Here is a 14,496-nt window from a genome sequence, read left to right on the forward strand (position 1 = left end):
AGCTTACGGTGGCGTTTCCAATAAGACGAGCGATTTGAATACAAAAACGGCCGGATCTTCCGATCCGGCCGCAACGCAAACTCTACTCGGCTAAGCCTACGCCACGCGACGCAACCTAGCCCCCGCCCGATTCGAAAATCTTAGCTGGCCTTCTTGGCCGGCGCGTCGCCGACCTTCTTCTGGATGGCGCGCTTCAGCTCGAGGGCGCGCGGCGACAGGGCGTCGGAATTGGCCTTGAGCAGGAAGGCGTCGAGGCCGCCATTGTGGTCGACGCTCTTCACCGCGTTGGTCGAGACGCGCAGGCGCACGTTGCGCTCCAGGGCTTCCGACTGGAACGTCACGTTGACGAGGTTCGGCAGGAAGCGGCGCTTGGTCTTGATGTTGGAGTGGCTGACCTTGTGGCCGACGAGGGGGCCCTTGGCCGTCAGTTCGCAGCGGCGAGACATGGCATAATCCTTCGCTCTAAAACCCCCAATGAGTTGCGGCCGCCATTCGGGGCGCCACGGGGGCAAATTCTGTGTCCTTGCAGGGAGCGGGCGGACGTATAGGGGGGAAGGGGCGGGACGTCAAGGTTTTGGGCGGGGTTTCATGCGCGCGTCATGCCCCACACCAGGTGTCATCGCCCGGCTTGACCGGGCGATCCAGTACGCCGAGGCGGTGCGGCTGACCAGAGGGGCCGCGGCGTACTGGATGCCCCGGTCAAGCCGGGGCATGACAGCGGAATGGGTGGGGGCGAGGTGCGCGCCCCTGGCTACCCTCGATCACCAAAACGGCAATGTTTGTCGCGCCTTACCATCACATAAAGGGCGTATTCACCGCCGAAATACAGGTGGAGTTCCCGGCAAAGCATGCCCGGACACATTGTCTGCCGCGGGTTTTGGCTTAAGTAACAACCGTTCGCGCCCCGATTGGACTGTTTCGTGCTCACACGCCCTCAAATTTGGCCCCGGCTGAACGCCGGCCGGCTGGCCTTCGTGGTCCTTTGCGGGCTCGCCTTGGCGTGGGGCGCAAGACCGGCGGCGGCGCAGGGCAAGCTCGAGGCGCAGTATGAAGCTTCGCTGGCCGGCATTCCCGTCGGCAAGGGCGCCTGGAACATCGACATCGGCGATGACGTGTTCGCGGCCGCGGCCAGTGGCGGCACAACGGGGCTTTTAAAATCCTTCGCGGGCGGGTCCGGCACCGGCGCCTCGCAGGGCCGCGTCGTCAACGGCGCGCTGGTGGCGACCGGCTACCAGGCCTCCACCACCACCTCGAAGAAGACCGAAGAGATCCACATCACCCTCGACAAGGGCAATGTGAAGGAATTCGGCATCGTGCCGGAGCCGCCGGTCGACCCTGATCGCATCGTCGTCACCGACGCGCATCGCCGCGGCGTGTGGGATCCGATGACGGCCTCGCTGCTCCGCGTGCCCGGCAGTGGCGATCCCGTCACGCCCGAGGCCTGCCACAACGCCGCGCCCGTGTTCGACGGCCGCATGCGCTACGACCTCAAGCTCGATTTCAAGCGCATGGAGACAGTGAAGGCGGAGAAGGGGTACAAAGGCCCGGTCGTGGTCTGCGCACTCTATTTCGTGCCCGTCGCCGGCTACATCCCCGACCGCCCCGTGATCAAATACCTCGCCGCCCAGCGCAACATCGAGATCGCGTTCGCGCCGGTGGCCGGCACGCGCATCCTGGTCCCGTTCTGGCTGAAGGTTCCGACCCCACTGGGGCCTGCGATGCTGGAAGCGACCAGCTTCATCACCTCGGCCCAGCCCCCGCGCGTGGCGAAGACGCAGTAGGGCTGTTTCCGCATCGCCTTCTCTGCAACCGTCAGCCTGAGGTGGCCGCCTCTTCGGCAGCCCTCGAAGGGCGACGGCCCGGCTGTTCCCTCGGGGATACCAGCATTTGCCGCCCGATCCGGGCCGTCCATCCTTCGAGGCTCCCGGCACGATGCTGTCGCATCGCGCCACTCGCACCTCAGGATGACGGTGCAAGTGATTTCAATGACTTGCCTACTGTGCATGGGGTTGTTTCGAAATTTCGTCTTGAGCGCCCCCGATCCGGGAATCCATTTGACTCCTCCCCGATTCTGATTCGACTCGACGCCGTCCCCAACTTAAGGCTTTCCGTCACCAAATCGCCGCTTGTGCGGCCGCGCAAAACTCCATCTAGTCGCACCGAACAAGAGTCCCGCGACATGTTGCGTGAACGGAACAGGACTCACCAGGGAGTCAGCGATTCGGCCGCGATTCGTTCCGGAGTCGTTCCGAAGCTTAAGGCCAACGGGAAAAGCGTCGCAAAGTGAGACAGTTGCGCGGGATCTTTGGAGAGGGCGCTCCTACAAACTCAGTGTCATCGCCCCGCTTGACCGGGCGATCCAGTACGCCGCGGCGGCTGGGGTTGAGCGGACAGGCCGCTGCGTACTGGATGCCCCGGTCAAGCCGGGGCATGACGGCGGTGTGCTTGGCTGGCGCACGGCGTTCGGAGACATAGCCGACACATCGCAGCCCCCCTCGCGCCCCTGTCAGCACTGACATTCGCCCAAATCGGCACTACCTAATCACCCAGATGCCCTTCTCCTCCTCCCCCTTCGCTTCCGAGCGGCTTCCCGGCGCCGGCGTCACTGCGGTGCTCGGGCCGACCAACACCGGCAAGACCCATCTCGCCATCGAGCGGATGCTCGCGCATCCCTCCGGCATGATCGGCCTGCCGCTGCGCCTGCTCGCGCGCGAGGTCTACAACAAGATCACTGCCCGGGTCGGCAGCGAGGCCGTCGCGCTGGTGACGGGCGAAGAGAAGATCAAGCCGCGAAATCCGCGCTACTGGGTCTCCACCGTCGAGGCGATGCCGCGCGACCTCGACCTGTCGTTCCTCGCCGTCGACGAGGTCCAGATCGCCTCCGATCTCGAACGCGGCCACGTCTTCACCGACCGCATCCTCAACCGCCGCGGCCGCGACGAGACGCTGCTGCTCGGCGCTGCGACCATGCGGCCCATCATCGAGCGGCTGTTGCCCGGCGTGTCCATGATCACGCGGCCGCGCTTGTCGCAGCTGGAATTCGCCGGCGACCGCAAGATCACCCGCCAGCCGCGGCGCACCGCCATCGTCGCCTTCTCCGCCGACGAGGTCTACGCCATCGCCGAGCTGATCAAGCGCCAGCATGGCGGCGCCGCCGTGGTGCTGGGCTCGCTCTCGCCGCGCACGCGCAATGCGCAGGTGGAGATGTTCCAGAACGGCGATGTCGACTATCTCGTCGCGACCGACGCCGTCGGCATGGGCCTCAATCTCGACGTCGACCACGTCGCCTTCGCCTCTGACCGCAAGTTCGACGGCTACCAGTTCCGCAGGCTCACCCCGGCCGAATTCGCGCAGATCGCCGGCCGCGCCGGCCGTGCCACCCGCAACGGCACCTTCGGCACCACGGGCCGCTGCGCGCCGTTCGAGCCCGAGCTCGTCAACGCGCTGCAGAACCACACCTTCGACAATGTTAAGATGCTGCAATGGCGCAATGCGAAGCTGGATTTCTCCTCGCTCGGCGCGCTCCAGGTGTCGCTGAACCAGTCGCCCGGCCATGAGGCGCTGACGCGCGCGCCTGTCGCCGAGGACATGCGCGTGCTCGACCACGCCGCCCGCGATGGCGAGGTGCGCGATATCGCGCATGGCAAGGAGGCCGTCGAGCGGCTCTGGGAGGCCTGCCAGGTCCCCGACTACCGGAAACTGTCGCCGGCCGCCCATGCCGAGCTCGTGACGACGCTGTACGGCTTCCTGATGCAGAAGGGCTGCATCCCCGATTCCTGGTTCGCGGCCCAGGTCGACCAGGCCGACCGCATCGATGGCGACATTGACACGCTGTCGGCCCGGATCGCGCAGATCCGTACCTGGACCTTCGTCGCCAACCGCCCGGACTGGCTGAAAGGCCCCGAACGCTGGCAGGGGATTACGCGGGAGGTCGAAAATAAATTATCGGATGCGCTCCATGAACGCTTGACTGAGCGTTTCGTTGATCGCCGGACCAGTGTATTGATGCGCCGCCTGCGGGAGAACACGAGCTTGAATACGGAAATCGGCAAGACCGGCGAAGTCATCGTCGAAGGCCATGTCATCGGCCGCCTCGACGGCTTCACCTTTGCACCGGATGCGGCGGAAGCCGGCTCCGATGCGAAAGCCTTGCAGGCTGCCGCGCAAGCGGTGCTCGCCGGCGAGATCAACACGCGCGCCGAAAAACTGGGCAATGCGCCGGACGATCAGTTCGTGCTGACGTCCGAAGGCATCATCCGCTGGACCGGCGATGCCGTGGCGCGACTGACCGCCGCAGAGGAGGCGCTGCATCCGCGCATCCGCATCATCTCCGATGAGCGCCTCACCGGCGCCCCCCGCGAGAAGGTGCAGGCCCGGCTCGACCTCTGGCTCAAGACGCATATCGAAAAGCTGCTCGGGCCGATGTTCGAGCTGTCGAAGGCCGAGGACGTCACGGGCATCGCCCGCGGCATCGCCTATCAGCTGGTCGAGGCGCTCGGAGTGCTCGAGCGCCCGAAGATCGCCAATGAGCTGAAGGATCTCGATCAGCCCTCGCGCGCGACGCTGCGCAAGTACGGCGTCCGCTTCGGCGCCTATCACATCTATTTCCCCGGCCTGCTCAAGCCCGCCGCGCGTGCACTCGCCGCGCTGCTCTGGGCGCTGAAGCAGGACAATGTCGATCTGTCCTCGCTCTCGGGCGCGCAGCATCTGGCCTCCTCGGGGCGCACCTCATTCCCGGTCGACAAGGCGCTGCCGCGCGATGCCTATCGCGTGCTCGGCTACAAGCAGGCCGGCGAGCGCGCCGTGCGCGTCGACATCCTGGAGCGCCTTGCCGACCTGATCCGCCCGGCGCTGGCCTGGCGCGACAATTCGCCCGGCGAAAAGCCCGCCGGCGCATTCGACGGCCGCAGCTTCGTGGTGACGCAGGCGATGACCTCGCTCACGGGCTCCGCCGGCGAGGATTTTGCGTCCGTGCTGCGCGCACTCGGCTATCGCATGGAGAAGCGCCCGCCGCTGCCGGTGAAGCCCGCGGCGCCTGCTGCCGCTGAAGCGGCTGCTGAAGCTCCCACCGAGACGCCTGCGGCCGAAGAGGCCGCGGCCTCCGCAGAGACTGCGACCGAAGCCGCCGCAGAGCCGGTCACCGTCGAAGACGCGCCCGCGATGGAGCAGCACGACGAGCCCGCGCAGGAAGAGCCTGTGCAGGAAGCGTCGCCTGAAGCCCCCGTCACGCCGGAAGATGCCCCCGGCATCGCGCCGCCCGCTGAAGAAGCTGCCGCGCCCGCTGACGCTGCTGCCGAGACCGCTCCCGCCGAGACCGCCGCAACGGAAGCCGCCGCATCGCCCGACGCTGCTGCGCCGGTCGAAGCCGCTGCGGCTGCGCCCGCCGAGCCCGAGTTGGTCGAAGTCTGGCGTCCTGGCGGCCGTCACGAGGATCGCAAGCCGCGCCACGAGCGCCACCGTCACCAGCGTCACAACAACCAGCGCCCGCAGGCCGGTGCTGAGGCTGGCAGCGCGCCCGCCGAGGGCGAAGCTGCCGAAGGCGCGAAGCCGGGTGAGCGTCATCGCCACGGTGGTCATCGCCGCGATGGCGGACGTGATGGCGGCCGAGGCTTTCGCAAGCCGCGCGAAGGCGGCGAGGGCAGTGAGCGTCGCGACGACCGCAATCGCAGCTTCCAAGGTAGAGAGCAAGGCAAGGACCGCGACAAGGATCGCGATCGCAACCGCGACAACAAGAAGTTCGGCGGTGATCGCGACAAGGGCCGCGACAATCGCGGCCGCGACCGCGACAAGAGCCGCGATCGTCAGGGTGGCCCCTCGCTCCGCCCCTACGCCTCGAGCGCGAACTCGCGCGAGCGCGATCGGCCCGCCGATCCCAACTCGCCCTTCGCAAAGCTCGCCGCGCTGAAGGAGCAGCTCGCCGGTCGCAAGGAGTAATCCAACGACGGAGCGGCAGCGCATCGACAAATGGCTGTGGCACGCGCGGGTCGTGAAGGCGCGCACCTCTGCCGCGGAGCTTGTCGAGTCCGGGCACGTTCGCGTCAACGGCGCGCGCGAAAAGTCGCCGGGCCATGCGATCAAGCTCGGCGACGTCATCACCGTCGCGCTCGATCGCACCGTGCGCGTGCTGAAAGTCATCGGCTTCAACGAGCGCCGCGGCGATGCAGCCTCGGCGCGCGTGCTCTACGAGGAGCTGAATGAAGCAAATCGCAATTAATTGCGCTTTGAATTCATTTCTTGGTCGATCAATCACACAAAGCCGTCATGATCGGGGCTTCCCGACCTTGCAGCGCAGGTCCATCCGCGCTAGGCAAGCCGCGACTTTTAAAAGAGCTTTTCGGAGCGTTGGATGACTTACGTCGTCACTGAAAACTGCATCAAGTGCAAGTACACCGACTGCGTCGAGGTCTGCCCGGTCGACTGTTTCTACGAGGGCGACAACATGCTCGTCATCCATCCTGACGAGTGCATCGATTGCGGCGTGTGCGAGCCGGAATGCCCCGCCGACGCCATCAAGCCGGATACCGAGCCGGGCCTCGAAAAGTGGCTCCAGGTCAACGCCGACTACGCCAAGAGCTGGCCGAACATCACCCAGAAGAAAGAATCACCCCCCGACGCGAAGGAATTCGACGGTCAGGAAGGCAAGTTCGAGAAATATTTCTCCCCGAATCCCGGCTCAGGTGACTAAATTCCGGCGCAAACTTAACCCTAATACCTTCGTCGGCGCGGAAAACCAGCCCTTACGACCCCTAAATCATTGATTTTTGCGGGAAATGTGCTATATTGGGCACATTAAGCCGAACCCCCGTCAGCCCAGTTGGCCCCGTTGGGTTCCCGTGAAACCAAATGTCGAACAGGGGCGTGGCAGTTTCCGCGCGCAGGCTGTGTCACAGAAAACGCGTAAAAAGAGTACTTCAGCGAGGGCTTCCCATAAGGAGGCCAAAAAAGTCGCCGCGGCCAGCCGTAGCGCATCCAAGGGTCGGACCGCGACGAAGGCGCCGGCTGCAAAGTCCTCGAAGAACAAAAGAAGCGCAATGCCTAACAAGACTGCCAAACCGGCCGCGAAAGCGACCGTTGCCAAGCCTGCTGCCGCCAAAGCTCCTGCTGCCAAGCCCGCCGCGCCGAAGGCCCCCGTTGCTGCTGCTCCTGCCAAGGCTCCTGTCGCTGCCGCCAAGCCCGCTGTGAAGCCGGCGGCTGCTGCGCCGAAGGTCGAGGAAAAGAAGGTCGTGACCCAGCGTCAGGGCTTCAAGGCCAACGAATTCGTCGTCTATCCCGCTCACGGCGTCGGCCAGATCCTGGCCATCGAAGAGCAGGAGATCGCCGGTGCGAAGCTCGAACTGTTCGTCATCAACTTCATCAAGGACAAGATGACGCTGCGCGTGCCGACCGCCAAGGTCGCCAATGTCGGCATGCGCAAGCTGTCCGAGCCCGCCCTCGTCAAGAAGGCGCTCGAGACGCTGAAGGGCCGCGCTCGCGTCAAGCGCACCATGTGGTCGCGCCGCGCCCAGGAATACGAAGCGAAGATCAATTCGGGCGACATCGTCGCGATCGCGGAAGTCGTGCGCGACCTCTATCGCTCGGAGTCGCAGCCGGAGCAGTCCTACTCTGAACGCCAGCTCTATGAAGCGGCGCTCGATCGTCTCTCCCGCGAGATCGCGGTGGTGCAGCACTCGACCGAGACCGAAGCGGTCAAGGAAATCGAGGCCCAGCTCGCCAAGAGCCCGCGCCGCAACGCCAAGGCGGAAGCCGCCGAGGGCGAGGCTGATGCCGAGGGCGATACCGACGATACCGATGGCGACGACACCACGGTCGCCGACGAGGCCGCGTAAGCGCCTCTCGCATCGATTGCAACAGATCAGAAGCCCGGCCGTTCGGCCGGGCTTTTTCATGCGGGGTCGCGATTTGTGATCGAGTGAACCGGGAGCGGGTTTGCGGGCACTGATGGAGACCGGTGCGCAGACCAGGTAGCTTCGCAGACATGGCAGCTTTCACAGATATGGCCAGGTCGATCTCCCGCGTCCTTCAGTCTTCCCTTCTTCTGTGTTGCATAGCGGCTCCTGGCGCCTCGGCCGAACGTATCGTGTTCAAATACGAAAACGCCGCCGATCTGCGCGGCCTCGTCAATGTGCTGACGGCCTTCCGCGCCGCGTGCCTCGCCGAGCCCGTGACGTCGGGCCTGCCGGCCCGGCTGGTCCCCGATGGCTACCGGATCGTCACCCGTGCCGTCCACATGTGGGGCAAGGAGGACGGATCGTTTCCGGATACCGCCATCCTGTCGAAGACCGGCGATGAGGACGGCGATGTCGCCGGGGGCTATCCCATCATCGACTTCATGCTTCCGAGCGCAAAGCTTCCCGACGGTGCATGCAGCATCAGCTGGAAGCGGCGCTGGACCCAGGATTATCCCGACGGCGCCAGTCGCCTGAGCCTCGACATGGCCGCGTCCCTTCCGGCGCGCGTGTCCTACTATCTCGATGCGACGCTGCTCTCGAAGCCGAACGACATCTTCGCCATCGCCGACAGTTACAGCGACCTGACGAATTGGCGGACGGCGTGCAGGGGCGATATGCTCTGTCGCTTCGACGTCAATGCGCGCTTCGATCAGCAGGGTGTTGACGTCACGATCACGTCTTGGGGCGAGATGAAGAAGTAGGCCAGCTCGCTCGGATGAGCGAAGCAATACCGGGAGCGGTCCACCCGCCGATGCGGAGGTCCCAATGCCGCCTTGCTGATCCGAGCTACTGAACGTGCCGCGCGGCGGCCTACTTCACCGGCCGCTTCTCGAGCTTCCGCGCCAGCGTGCGCCGGTGCATGCCGAGCCGCCGCGCCGCTTCCGAGATGTTGAAATCGGTCTCGATCAGCGTCTGGTGGATGCGTTCCCATTCCAGCGTCTTGATCGAGGTCGGTCGTGCGTCGAGCGCGACGTCGGCGTTGCCTTCGGCCTTGTGGAAGGCGGCCTCGATGTCATCGGTGTTCGACGGCTTTGCGAGGTAGTGGCAGGCGCCCAGCTTGATCGCTTCGACGGCGGTGGAGATGCTGGCAAAGCCGGTCAGCACCACGATCAGCATGTCTTCGTCGTGGGTGTGCAGCAGCTCGACGCAGGCGAGCCCCGAGGCGCCGCCGAGCTTGAGGTCGACCACGGCATGGCCGAAGGAGCGCTCCTCCAGCACCTTCCGCACCTCCTCGATCGAGGCGGCGAGCACGACCTCGTAGCCACGGCGCTCGAACGAGCGTTTCAGCGTGCGCGCAAAACCCTCGTCGTCCTCGACGACGATGAGCGAACGGTCAGGCGTCAAAGCTGCCTCCGATCGCGAGCGTTGCGAGCGGCAGCGTCAGGCGCACCGTGGCGCCGCGCTTCCTGTGGTTCTCGGCCGTGACGCTGCCCCCGAGCTTGCGCACGACGTTGACCACCAGGAACAGGCCGAGCCCGCCGCCGGCGCGGCCCTTGCTCGACTGATAGGGTTTTCCGAGCTGTGTCAGCATCTCCGGCGCAAAGCCCGGGCCGCGGTCGCTGATGGACAGCACGAGATTGTCGCCCTCGCGTTCGGCCAGAAGCTCGACCCAGTCGCGCGAGACCTCATAGGCGTTGTCGAGCACGTTGAAGATGACCTGCTTCAGCGCGATGTCGGAGACGATCGCGACGTCCTCGCCAAAGGTGTTGACGAAGTAGAGCGTGCGCGCCGAGCGGGCGTTGCGCCATTCGTCGACCAGGTCTGTGACGAAGGCCGTCACCGTCGTCGGCGAGGAACCTTCGCCGCGCGCTTCGCCTGCCGACACCAGGATTCCCGTCACGATCGATTTGCAGCGTTGCAGCGAGGTCTCCATCTCCGACAGATCCTCGGCAAGCTCCTGGTCGGCCGCAAGATCCGGCATGCGGCGCCAGTCGCTGAGGATCACCGAGAGCGAGGCCAGCGGCGTGCCGAGCTCATGGGCGGCACCGGAGGCGAGCAGGCCCATGCGGACGATGTGGTCCTGCTCGGCGGCATGCTGGCGCAGTGCTGCGAGGTGCGCATCGCGTTCGCGCAAATTCCTGTTGATGCGGGTGACGAACACGACCAGCAGCACGGCGTTGAGGGCGAAGCCGAGCAGCATGCCGGCGACGGTGAGCGTATAGGTCTCGCTGAGCGGATTCGGCGGCAGGTCGAGCGGCCGATAGGCCAGCGTCAGCCAGACGAAGCATGCGCAGGTCAGCGCCACCAGCGACCAGGTCGAGCGGGCGTCGAGCAGCACGGCCGCCAGCGTGACCTGGAGCAGGAACAGCGAGGTGAAGGGATTGGTGGCGCCGCCGCTGAGGTAGAGCTGCGCGGTCAGCGCGGCGACATCGAGCATCAGGGCGACCAGCAGCTCATTGCTCGAGACGGCGGCGCGATGGCGCACCCAGACCAGGCTCGAGACGTTGAGCAGCACCAGCGCGCCGATCACGGCGCCCATCCGCTCCAGCGGCAGCGGGATGCCGAGCCAGAAATGCACGCCGCCGATGGTCACGATCTGGCCGACCACGGCGGTCCAGCGCAGCTGGATCAACAGCGCCATGTTCTTGCGGTTGGTCTCGTCGTCCGTCGGCGCAGCGCCGATCAGCTCGCTGCGCGCGTCCGCCTGCGATTGCAGCGTGACGGCCAGCTCGCCGAGCGGTCGGGGCGGCGTTCTTCCGTCGTCAGGCCTGTTCGACGATCGTTCCAGCATCTGATCCCGTCCTGCGGGCGGCATCGCCGGCCGGTTCGTGGACGAAGCGCTTGCGGCGGAACAGCCCGCCGCCGAATGTGACGAAAAGCCTGCCGGCCAGCATGAAAGCCAGGGCAAACCACGTCAGCGCGTAAATCAGGTGGTTATTGGGAAAGCGGATCACGGTCAATCCGCCGATGGGACCGCCGGCGCTTTGTGATCCGGCGTCCGCATCGACGAAAAACGGCGCGACAAGGTCGAGGCCGCGCGCTGCGGCGATCGCAGCGACATCGCGCGAGTACCAGCGGTTGTGCTGGGGGACGTTGTTGCGAAGGAACCCGCCCTTCGGCTCGGTGATGCGCAAAAGGCCTGATATCTCGACCTTGCCGTCGGGATTACCGCCCTGGCGCGTCGATGCGTCGCGCCGCTCGGACGGCACGAAGCCGCGGTTGATCAGGACCTGCGTGCCGTCGTCGCGCTGAAGTGGCGTCAGCACCCAATAGCCGGGGCCTTCCTCGGTGACGGCCTGAACCAGCGTCTCGCGGTCATGCAGGAAGCGCCCGCTGACGGTGACGTGCCTGTATTCGTCATTCGCGGCAGAGACCGCGGCCCATGAAGCGGGCGAGGGGATCGGCTGGGCTGGCGCATGGACGCGCTGCTCGACGCGATCGATCAGCGCCAGCTTCCAGGTCCGGCGCTCGACCTGCCAGATTCCGAGCGCCATCAGAACAGCAAAGGCGGTAAGCGAGAGGACCGTGAGCCACAGGCGTGGGCGCGGAGCCGTGCGGCTCGGGTCCTTTGCCTCGCTTGTCACGGTCCGGATATCGCTCACTTCATTCCCGTCATCTCGTGCATCGGCATCATGTTGCTGTTGAGGTGGTTCATCACCCACAGCGAACCGGACAGCGCGATCACCACCATGACGATGGTGAAGATCAGCGCCATCATGGTCCAGCCGTTCTCGGACTTGGGACTCATGTGCAGGAAGTAGATCATGTGCACCACGATCTGCACGACCGCGAAGGCCATGATGACGAGCGCGGTGATCTGCTTGCTCGGCAGTGCGCCGCCCATCACCAGCCAGAACGGGATCGCGGTGAGCACGACCGAGAGCACGAAGCCGAGCATGTAGCCCGAGAACGTGCTGTGGGCGTGGCCGTCGTCGTGGTGATGGTCGCCCGCGTGCGCGGCGTGGGTATCGGTGTTCATCGCAGAACTCCCAGGAGATAGACGAAGGTGAAGACACCGATCCAGACCACGTCGAGGAAATGCCAGAACATCGACAGGCACATCAGGCGGCGGCGGTTGGCTTCGATCAGGCCGAACTTGCCGACCTGCACCATCAGTGTCACCAGCCAGATCAGGCCGCAGGAGACGTGCAGGCCGTGGGTGCCGACCAGGGTGAAGAAGGCCGACAGGAAGGCGCTGCGCTGGGGCGTCGCGCCCTCATGGATCATGTGGGCGAACTCGGTGAGCTCGATGCTGATGAAGGCGAGACCGAACAGGCCGGTGATCGCCAGCCACATCTGCGTCTGTCCGACCTTGTTCTGCTGCATCGTCAGCATCGCAAAACCGTAGGTGATCGAGGACAGCAGCAGCATCGAGGTGTTCACCGCGACGAGGTCGAGGTCGAACAGATCCTTTGGCGCGGGCCCTGCGGCGTAGTTGGCGCCGAGCACGCCGAAGGCGGCGAACAGCATCGCGAAGATGAGGCAGTCGCTCATCAGGTAGATCCAGAAGCCGAGCGAGGTGCTGTAGCCTTCCGGATGCGGATGTTCGTCGGCGACGTAGAAGACCGGCTCGCCGGTCGTCGAGGGATTGACAGCGACAGTCATTTACTTGGCTCCGGCGAGCAGTTTGGTGCGCGCGTCCTCGGTCCGGATAACGTCTTCAGCCGGAATGTCGAAGTCGCGGTGATAGTTGAAGGTGTGGCCGATCCCGACGACGAGCATCGCGATGAAGCTCGCAGCCGCCAGCCACCAGATGTACCAGATCAGGCCGAAACCCATCGCGGTCGCGAAGCCCGCGAGAATGACACCGGTGCCGGTGCTGCTGGGCATGTGGATCGGCTTGAACCCGGTGAGCGGACGCTGGTAGCCGCGCTTCTTCATGTCCCACCACGCGTCATTGTCGTGCACGACGGGGGTGAAGGCGAAGTTGTAGTCCGGCGGCGGCGAGGACGTCGCCCATTCCAGCGTGCGCGCGTTCCAGGGATCGCCCGTGACGTCCTTGAGCTGCTCGCGCTTGAGCAGGCTGACCGCGAACTGCATCAGCATGGACAGGATGCCGATGAAGACGAAGAGGGCACCGATCGCGGCGATGATGAACCAGATCTGCAGGGACGGATCGTCGAACACGCGCAGGCGGCGGGTCACGCCCATCAGGCCGAGCACATAGAGCGGCATGAAGGCGAGGTAGAAGCCGACCACCCAGAACCAGAACGACATCTTGCCCCAGAACACATCGAGCTTGAAGCCGAATGCCTTCGGGAACCAGTAGTTGATGCCGGCGAACGCGCCGAACACCACGCCGCCGATGATCACGTTATGGAAGTGCGCGATCAGGAACAGGCTGTTGTGCAGCACGAAGTCGGCCGGCGGCACTGCGAGCAGCACGCCGGTCATGCCGCCGATCACGAAGGTCAGCATGAAGGCGATCGTCCACATCATCGGCAGCTCGTAGCGGATGCGGCCGCGATACATCGTGAACAGCCAGTTGAACATCTTCGCGCCCGTCGGGATCGAGATGATCATCGTGGTGATGCCGAAGAACGAGTTGACGCTGGCGCCCGAGCCCATCGTGAAGAAGTGGTGCAGCCAGACCAGGTACGACAGGATGGTGATGACCACCGTGGCATAGACCATCGAGGTGTAGCCGAACAGGCGCTTGCCGGAGAAGGTCGAGGTGACTTCCGAGAAGATGCCGAAGGCCGGGAGAACCAGGATGTAGACTTCGGGGTGGCCCCAGATCCAGATCAGGTTCACGTACATCATCGGGCTGCCGCCGAAATCGTTCGTGAAGAAGTTGGTGCCGACGTAGCGGTCGAGCGAAAGCAGCGCGAGCACGACGGTCAAGACGGGGAACGAGGCGACGATCAGGATGTTGGTGCAGAGCGAGGTCCAGGTGAACACCGGCATCCTCATCATGGTCATGCCGGGGCAGCGCAGCTTGACGATGGTGCAGATCAGGTTGATGCCGGACAGGGTCGTTCCGACGCCTGCGACCTGCAGCGCCCAGATGTAATAGTCGACGCCGACATCGGGACTGTAGCCGATGTTCGAGAGCGGCGGATAGGCCAGCCAGCCGGTGCGGGCGAATTCGCCGATGAACAGCGAAGCCATCACCAGCACCGCGCCGCCGACCGTCATCCAGAAGCTGAAATTGTTCAGGAAGGGAAAAGACACGTCGCGGGCGCCGATCTGCAGCGGCACGACGTAGTTCATCAGGCCGGTGACCAGCGGCATCGCCACGAAGAAGATCATGATCACGCCGTGGGCGGTGAAGACCTGGTCGTAGTGATGGGCGTTGAGATAGCCTTCGGAGCCGCCAAAGGCGAGCATCTGCTGGCCGCGCATCATCAGCGCGTCCGCGAAGCCACGCAGCAGCATCACGATGCCGAGGATCATGTACATGATGCCGATGCGCTTGTGGTCCACCGTGGTGAACCATTCACGCCAGAGGTAGCCCCAGAGGCGGAAATAGGTGAGGCCCGCGAGCAGCGTGGCGCCGCCGAGCGCCACCACCACGAAGGTGCCGACGACGATCGGCTCGTGCAGGGGCAGCGACTCGAAGTCGAGCCGGCCGAAGATGAGCTTGAGAAGATCAGGAGACATTGCG

At 65.0% G+C, this 14,496-nt stretch carries 13 protein-coding genes; 6 read left to right on the top strand and 7 right to left on the bottom strand.

The window, feature by feature from the left end:
- Positions 1 to 140: 140 nt before the first annotated feature.
- Positions 141 to 446 carry a 50S ribosomal protein L28 gene (gene rpmB, locus HYH08_RS20700; protein ID WP_220011659.1) on the bottom strand — a complete coding sequence of 102 codons (306 nt, stop codon included), beginning with the start codon at positions 444 to 446 and terminating at the stop codon, positions 141 to 143.
- Positions 447 to 920: 474 nt separating this feature from the next.
- Here rpmB and HYH08_RS20705 point away from each other — a divergent pair, with 474 nt between their 5' ends.
- The 6 genes from HYH08_RS20705 (at position 921) to HYH08_RS20730 (ending at position 8,650) form a co-directional block, all read left to right on the top strand.
- Positions 921 to 1,781: a DUF3108 domain-containing protein gene (locus HYH08_RS20705; protein ID WP_502788437.1), complete on the top strand. Its 861-nt coding sequence runs from the start codon at positions 921 to 923 to the stop codon at positions 1,779 to 1,781.
- A 769-nt stretch (positions 1,782 to 2,550) separates the two neighbouring features.
- Positions 2,551 to 5,934 carry a helicase-related protein gene (locus HYH08_RS20710; RefSeq protein WP_220011660.1) on the top strand — a complete coding sequence of 1,128 codons (3,384 nt, stop codon included), beginning with the start codon at positions 2,551 to 2,553 and terminating at the stop codon, positions 5,932 to 5,934.
- A 22-nt stretch (positions 5,935 to 5,956) separates the two neighbouring features.
- Positions 5,957 to 6,214, top strand: a complete 258-nt coding sequence (locus HYH08_RS20715) for an RNA-binding S4 domain-containing protein (RefSeq protein ID WP_220011762.1) — start codon at positions 5,957 to 5,959, stop codon at positions 6,212 to 6,214.
- A 132-nt stretch (positions 6,215 to 6,346) separates the two neighbouring features.
- Positions 6,347 to 6,685 carry a ferredoxin FdxA gene (fdxA, locus tag HYH08_RS20720; RefSeq protein ID WP_014490375.1) on the top strand — a complete coding sequence of 113 codons (339 nt, stop codon included), beginning with the start codon at positions 6,347 to 6,349 and terminating at the stop codon, positions 6,683 to 6,685.
- 346 nt (positions 6,686 to 7,031) lie between these two features.
- Positions 7,032 to 7,826 carry a CarD family transcriptional regulator gene (locus HYH08_RS20725; RefSeq protein WP_220011661.1) on the top strand — a complete coding sequence of 265 codons (795 nt, stop codon included), beginning with the start codon at positions 7,032 to 7,034 and terminating at the stop codon, positions 7,824 to 7,826.
- Positions 7,827 to 8,077: 251 nt separating this feature from the next.
- Positions 8,078 to 8,650, top strand: a complete 573-nt coding sequence (locus HYH08_RS20730) for a hypothetical protein (RefSeq protein WP_220011662.1) — start codon at positions 8,078 to 8,080, stop codon at positions 8,648 to 8,650.
- Positions 8,651 to 8,759: 109 nt separating this feature from the next.
- Here HYH08_RS20730 and HYH08_RS20735 read toward each other — a convergent pair whose 3' ends face one another.
- Genes HYH08_RS20735 through cyoB form a run of 6 tightly spaced genes read right to left on the bottom strand, consistent with a single transcriptional unit; the run spans position 8,760 to position 14,492 of the window.
- Complete coding sequence (locus HYH08_RS20735; protein ID WP_220011663.1) at positions 8,760 to 9,293, bottom strand: response regulator transcription factor; 534 nt, start codon at positions 9,291 to 9,293, stop codon at positions 8,760 to 8,762.
- Positions 9,283 to 10,680 (bottom strand): ATP-binding protein, encoded by a 1,398-nt coding sequence (locus tag HYH08_RS20740; protein WP_220011664.1) that lies wholly within the window; start codon positions 10,678 to 10,680, stop codon positions 9,283 to 9,285. The genes HYH08_RS20735 and HYH08_RS20740 overlap by 11 nt, the downstream gene beginning before the upstream one ends.
- Positions 10,652 to 11,491 carry an SURF1 family protein gene (locus HYH08_RS20745; RefSeq protein ID WP_220011665.1) on the bottom strand — a complete coding sequence of 280 codons (840 nt, stop codon included), beginning with the start codon at positions 11,489 to 11,491 and terminating at the stop codon, positions 10,652 to 10,654. The genes HYH08_RS20740 and HYH08_RS20745 overlap by 29 nt, the downstream gene beginning before the upstream one ends.
- Positions 11,488 to 11,868: a cytochrome o ubiquinol oxidase subunit IV gene (cyoD, locus tag HYH08_RS20750; RefSeq protein WP_220011666.1), complete on the bottom strand. Its 381-nt coding sequence runs from the start codon at positions 11,866 to 11,868 to the stop codon at positions 11,488 to 11,490. The genes HYH08_RS20745 and cyoD overlap by 4 nt, the downstream gene beginning before the upstream one ends.
- Complete coding sequence (gene cyoC / locus HYH08_RS20755) at positions 11,865 to 12,494, bottom strand: cytochrome o ubiquinol oxidase subunit III (protein ID WP_220011667.1); 630 nt, start codon at positions 12,492 to 12,494, stop codon at positions 11,865 to 11,867. The genes cyoD and cyoC overlap by 4 nt, the downstream gene beginning before the upstream one ends.
- Complete coding sequence (gene cyoB / locus HYH08_RS20760) at positions 12,495 to 14,492, bottom strand: cytochrome o ubiquinol oxidase subunit I (RefSeq protein WP_220011668.1); 1,998 nt, start codon at positions 14,490 to 14,492, stop codon at positions 12,495 to 12,497.
- Between the last annotated feature and the right edge of the window lie 4 nt (positions 14,493 to 14,496).

Source organism: Bradyrhizobium sp. BR 10289 (assembly GCF_019455385.1).
Lineage (GTDB): Bacteria > Pseudomonadota > Alphaproteobacteria > Rhizobiales > Xanthobacteraceae > Bradyrhizobium.

Coding starts and splice junctions, on each gene's coding strand:
- fdxA (WP_014490375.1), top strand. CDS start 6,347: ATGACTTACGTCGTCACTGAAAACTGCATCAAGTGCAAGTACACCGAC.
- rpmB (WP_220011659.1), bottom strand. CDS start 446: ATGTCTCGCCGCTGCGAACTGACGGCCAAGGGCCCCCTCGTCGGCCAC.
- HYH08_RS20740 (WP_220011664.1), bottom strand. CDS start 10,680: ATGCTGGAACGATCGTCGAACAGGCCTGACGACGGAAGAACGCCGCCC.
- HYH08_RS20710 (WP_220011660.1), top strand. CDS start 2,551: ATGCCCTTCTCCTCCTCCCCCTTCGCTTCCGAGCGGCTTCCCGGCGCC.
- HYH08_RS20725 (WP_220011661.1), top strand. CDS start 7,032: ATGCCTAACAAGACTGCCAAACCGGCCGCGAAAGCGACCGTTGCCAAG.
- cyoC (WP_220011667.1), bottom strand. CDS start 12,494: ATGACTGTCGCTGTCAATCCCTCGACGACCGGCGAGCCGGTCTTCTAC.
- cyoD (WP_220011666.1), bottom strand. CDS start 11,868: ATGAACACCGATACCCACGCCGCGCACGCGGGCGACCATCACCACGAC.
- cyoB (WP_220011668.1), bottom strand. CDS start 14,492: ATGTCTCCTGATCTTCTCAAGCTCATCTTCGGCCGGCTCGACTTCGAG.